This window comes from Pseudescherichia vulneris (assembly GCF_902164725.1).
In the GTDB taxonomy this organism is placed as follows: Bacteria; Pseudomonadota; Gammaproteobacteria; order Enterobacterales; family Enterobacteriaceae; genus Pseudescherichia; species Pseudescherichia vulneris.
This window is the reverse complement of record NZ_LR607338.1, coordinates 877,269-881,316: the sequence shown is the minus strand read 5'-3', so window position 1 is coordinate 881,316 and position 4,048 is coordinate 877,269. Positions and strand designations below refer to the sequence as shown.

Below are 4,048 nucleotides of genomic sequence, written 5' to 3'. Positions count from 1 at the left end.
AAGATCAATTAAAATATATTAAAAGCATTTTAATTGGTACTGAAAGCGATAAAAGCAAGTTACATACGCTAAACCTTGGCGCACTGGCATCTAAAGAGTTTGATACTACCGACGAAGAGCTTGCGGGACATCTATCTAATGCAAATTATATAGCTTCTCAAATGGCACGGGGCTTAAAGGTTATTCTGCCTCATGAGCAAGATGCTGAGTATCTTAAAAGACAAAAGCGATATAAAAAATTCAACTCCAAGTAGTCTTTCAATATTTTTATTAAAAGGCAGGCGATGTTTATATCAACAATTAAAATCAAGGGCATGTCGGGACTACTGTTGCTGCTCATCAGCCCTTCGCTTTACGCGGAAACGGTCTACCACTATGAACCAGAAAGCGTTACGATCGTCGGTAAAGTTGTTGAAAAGCAGTTTGCCGGGCCGCCTGGCTATGGCGAAAACGCCAGCGATAAAAAGGTGACGGTGCCGGTTGTTATCCTGGCAGAACCGATTAGCGTGTTACCATCGGCAGATACAGAGGATGACGATCCTGATAACCAGCCTGAACAGGGAGTCAGGTCAATGCAGGTGTTTTCATACCAGGGGCCAGTAACGGTTCGCGGATGCGCAAGGCTAGAGGGAACTCTGATGCATCAGGTGTCGGCCCATCATTACACCAAGGTTTTATTAATTGTCAAAAGCGCTCAAAAAGTAGCAAACTGTCAATAACACTAAGCGCAGGCTTAATCTGTGCGGTTTAAGTTGAATTGTGGGATTTTAAAGGACACGCAGTGTGAATAAAACAAAAAACCAATTGAACTATCTTTTTCTGCTTTCAATGACCTTCTGTCTACCCCACGTTGTGATTGCGGGACAAACTACACAATCCATCGACGCGCCCTTGAGTAATACCTTAACCAAAGGTGATTTTTCTGTAATCATAAATAATCACTCCATCTCATTAGGTGACAGATGGGACAATAATCTTGCTGCTGAGATAGGGGTAGTGGACAGCGGAAACTTTGTGGGTGAGGTTCCATTTGATGATACAAATTATAAATTTTATCAGCATAAAAAGCCCGGTGTAGAACTTTATAGCGCCAATCTTTGGTGGGATAAAGCTGAAAGAAGTGTCGATGATTACATTGTCGCACAGATTACCGTAACGGCATCAGATATTGTTACCTCACGTGGTATCCATGTTGGAACAAGCGTTGATGATTTGCGAAAATCATACGGAGCGGGGCAAGATCAAAATGATGACGGGGAAGAGTGGATCTCTTATGAGACTGGAGCAAAAGTGCTCTCCTTCCAAATCAAAGATAATAACGTTCTGAAAATAACAATGAATTATGATAACGGCTCAGAGTGATTGTATTGTCTCAGCGTAATGCACGCTTGGCGTACGAAAGTTATAGGGGCGGAGGAATTGTGAAAGCCATCATTACAATCAAAACAGGTTTAGCAATTGCCATGCTGCTCTGTACAAGAATGGCAGAGGGACAAGTGCAGTCACAGAATATATGGCAGTTTATTTCCGCTGCACGCTCGGCTATAAAAAGCTTGTCTATTGACAATTTAGATGACTCATTGTTGACGTTCAGATTATCTAATGAAAACGAGTATATAAATTTTTATTCGGCTGAGCCTGTCAAGCTTACTGATGGCCAGCTAATTTCTGCCATTGAGTTGCGCTTAAGTAAAAGACGAGGAGGTATGAGACCTATGCTTGTTTTTTCGGCTTATAATCAATGCGTTACGCTTGCAAGCATTAAAGAACATTATCATGATTTGAACATTACTGACTATCCTCGTGGGCGCTCAGAAAATGAGCTCACCAGCTTTACTACGCCTGCGGATACCAACGGCCAAAAAATCAGTTTCGGCTTTACGGTCAAAGAGCCTGGTTGCCTGGCCAGGGTAGTGATTGCAGGTGATTAAAAGTCAGTAATGCCTTGCCATTAAAGGTGGGTAGAAATTGAAACCCTTCCTGATAGAATAAACAGTTCAAAAGCGCATGGAAGGTGTAGTGATGTTTAAGAAGTATCTTCTGCTCCCGTTCTTCTCAAGTTTACTGTTTATGTCGCCTGTGGCATCAAGCTCAATCGATCTCACAAAATATAACCAGCTACAGCAGGTTTCAGCTTCCCTCAGTGATAAAGAGATTAAATCCAAACTCCAGGACACGCTGGGTGAAGACTATGACACCTTCGTCGAAAATTTTGATGTCTTTGGCGAGCCTCACCAGACTTCGGACGGCGGGCTTTTTGTTGAAGGTTGGCTAAACGATCTCTATCTCGAAAACGCCTCTGCTTTTGTTATTTACCCGAACGGTAAAGTTTATGCAGGGTGGGTTACGCCAGATGCGCAAGTCATTCAGTACAAAACGAATGATAATGAGCATCATGAGATTGACCCTGCTATCAAAGCGTGGGCGGGACGCTTCAAGGGGATGAGCTTTACTCTGGCAGAGGAAAAGCGCGGAAAAGGATCTGAAGTGGACTCCTTTACTACTGATAAATTTATCATCAAAGTGACTACCCAGTGCCAACCCGATGGTCAATGTAACGATGCAACCTACCATGGCAAGCGCAAAAAAGATGGTGCGGAATTAACCCTTCGTGGCAAGGCATCAAGGGCGGAGTGCGACTCAGGGCAGTGCCCGATTATTAGCTATGAATTTAATAATGGGCAGGTGGCCTATATGTTGAGTAAAGTTAATAATAGCCTGACCGTTATTAGCAATAATAAGATTGTTCTTGACGAAAAAGGCGTCTGGTCAAAAGAGATAAAAGCAAATGCTGAAAGTAACTTTACCGGTCGCTGGGAGGGTGAAGATGAAGGGCAATCCACATTGAATTTATCATTAAATCAGACGGGCAATGTCTTGACTGGAACCTATTGCTATATTACACAGGCCGGGAATCGCATTGACTGCCCCGGGGATGAAGAAGATAACATTCATGGTTTAGTTAGTAACGGCAAAGCAGAGATTATATTCGATTCGTCATTTGGGGGTAAGAATGGACGCGCGACGATTGAACTTGATGGAGCAAAAATGAAGTGGCATCTTGTTAAAGCGCCGATGAAGGGAAATTATTACGCTCCCAACAGTTATGATTTAACCCGGCAATCTCTAGCGGCAACGCATTAACCCACCGTAACGCTCATTAATAATAGCGTCAATATTAGCACCCCCTGTAATGGCGTGAGCTATTCAGGGGGTGAATAATTCATAACAAGCAATAGCATTTTAAAACAAAACGCAAAAAAACCTAACGGGTAAAGTACAGGTAGATTTTTTATCAATTGAAATGTTCAGTAGAACGTTCATCAATCGTTATTAGCTGTAAGAGTAATAAGTCTCTCGCCTTTGCATGTATTGCATTGATATTAAATAAGACGGATTTTATTACTGGCGCAGGAGCAAAGCCTAAATGATGAAATATACCCTTCAGGAAGGGACCTTTTCCCTTTTTCCTGCCGCCTGGCAGGACAACAGCATGACTATTCTACGTGATGACGAAAGCGGTTTATCCGTGGTGATCAGCCGAGGCACTATCCCAGAAGGCAGCGATGCCGAAAGAGAGTTTCAACGCCAGTGGGACGTGCTGCGTACGCAATTGGGCGAGATGACCCAGAGTGACTATCAGCGCGTAACCGCAGGCGCGGATGGCAATATCCCTGCGACAGAGGTCGAAACCATATTCGAACGTAACGGCCAGCGCATGTGGCAGCGGCAGCTAGCCGTAGAGGTGCCGGATAAACCCGTCCTGATGATTTTTACCCTCTCTGCGCTGCGTCCCTTCACTGACGAAGATGGCGAGCGCTGGAACACCCTGAAACAGACCCTGACGCTGCATAACACCTGGAGCGTCTAAAGCATGAGCGACAATTACGCAGCCCGGCAGGGCGATGAGATTATTCATTCCTCTGTCTTCGCTGATATCACCAGTGTGCTGGCTGAAGGCGTGGCGTATGCCGCCATCGGCTCGGCCGTGGCAGCGGCGGCCACCGTGGCGGCCCCGCTGCTGGGCACAGGGGCAGCGGCCGCAGGC

The 4,048-nt window shown here is 44.9% G+C and carries 6 protein-coding genes; all 6 read left to right on the top strand.

The window, feature by feature from the left end:
* Positions 1-254 (top strand): immunity protein Tsi6 family protein (locus FN633_RS18360; RefSeq protein WP_208673948.1); only part of this gene is annotated, 254 nt, incomplete at its 5' end.
* 30 nt (positions 255-284) lie between these two features.
* The gene (locus FN633_RS03545; protein WP_154056763.1) at positions 285-719 is read left to right on the top strand and encodes a DUF4431 domain-containing protein; all 435 of its coding nucleotides are present in this window, start codon (positions 285-287) and stop codon (positions 717-719) included.
* 64 nt (positions 720-783) lie between these two features.
* Positions 784-1,362 carry a hypothetical protein gene (locus FN633_RS03540; protein ID WP_154056762.1) on the top strand — a complete coding sequence of 193 codons (579 nt, stop codon included), beginning with the start codon at positions 784-786 and terminating at the stop codon, positions 1,360-1,362.
* 59 nt (positions 1,363-1,421) lie between these two features.
* On the top strand, positions 1,422-1,931 hold the full coding sequence (locus FN633_RS03535; protein WP_243731471.1) for a hypothetical protein: 510 nt from the start codon (positions 1,422-1,424) through the stop codon (positions 1,929-1,931).
* Positions 1,932-2,022: 91 nt separating this feature from the next.
* On the top strand, positions 2,023-3,144 hold the full coding sequence (locus tag FN633_RS18460) for a hypothetical protein (RefSeq protein ID WP_243731470.1): 1,122 nt from the start codon (positions 2,023-2,025) through the stop codon (positions 3,142-3,144).
* Positions 3,145-3,430: 286 nt separating this feature from the next.
* Positions 3,431-3,871, top strand: coding sequence for a DcrB-related protein (locus FN633_RS03525; RefSeq protein ID WP_154058808.1), 441 nt, complete (start codon positions 3,431-3,433; stop codon positions 3,869-3,871).
* Positions 3,872-4,048: the final 177 nt, after the last annotated feature.

Excerpts from the sequence above, each read along its gene's own strand:
- FN633_RS03525 (WP_154058808.1), top strand. The coding sequence starts at position 3,431 with ATGAAATATACCCTTCAGGAAGGGACCTTTTCCCTTTTTCCTGCCGCC.
- FN633_RS03545 (WP_154056763.1), top strand. The coding sequence starts at position 285 with ATGTTTATATCAACAATTAAAATCAAGGGCATGTCGGGACTACTGTTG.
- FN633_RS18460 (WP_243731470.1), top strand. The coding sequence starts at position 2,023 with ATGTTTAAGAAGTATCTTCTGCTCCCGTTCTTCTCAAGTTTACTGTTT.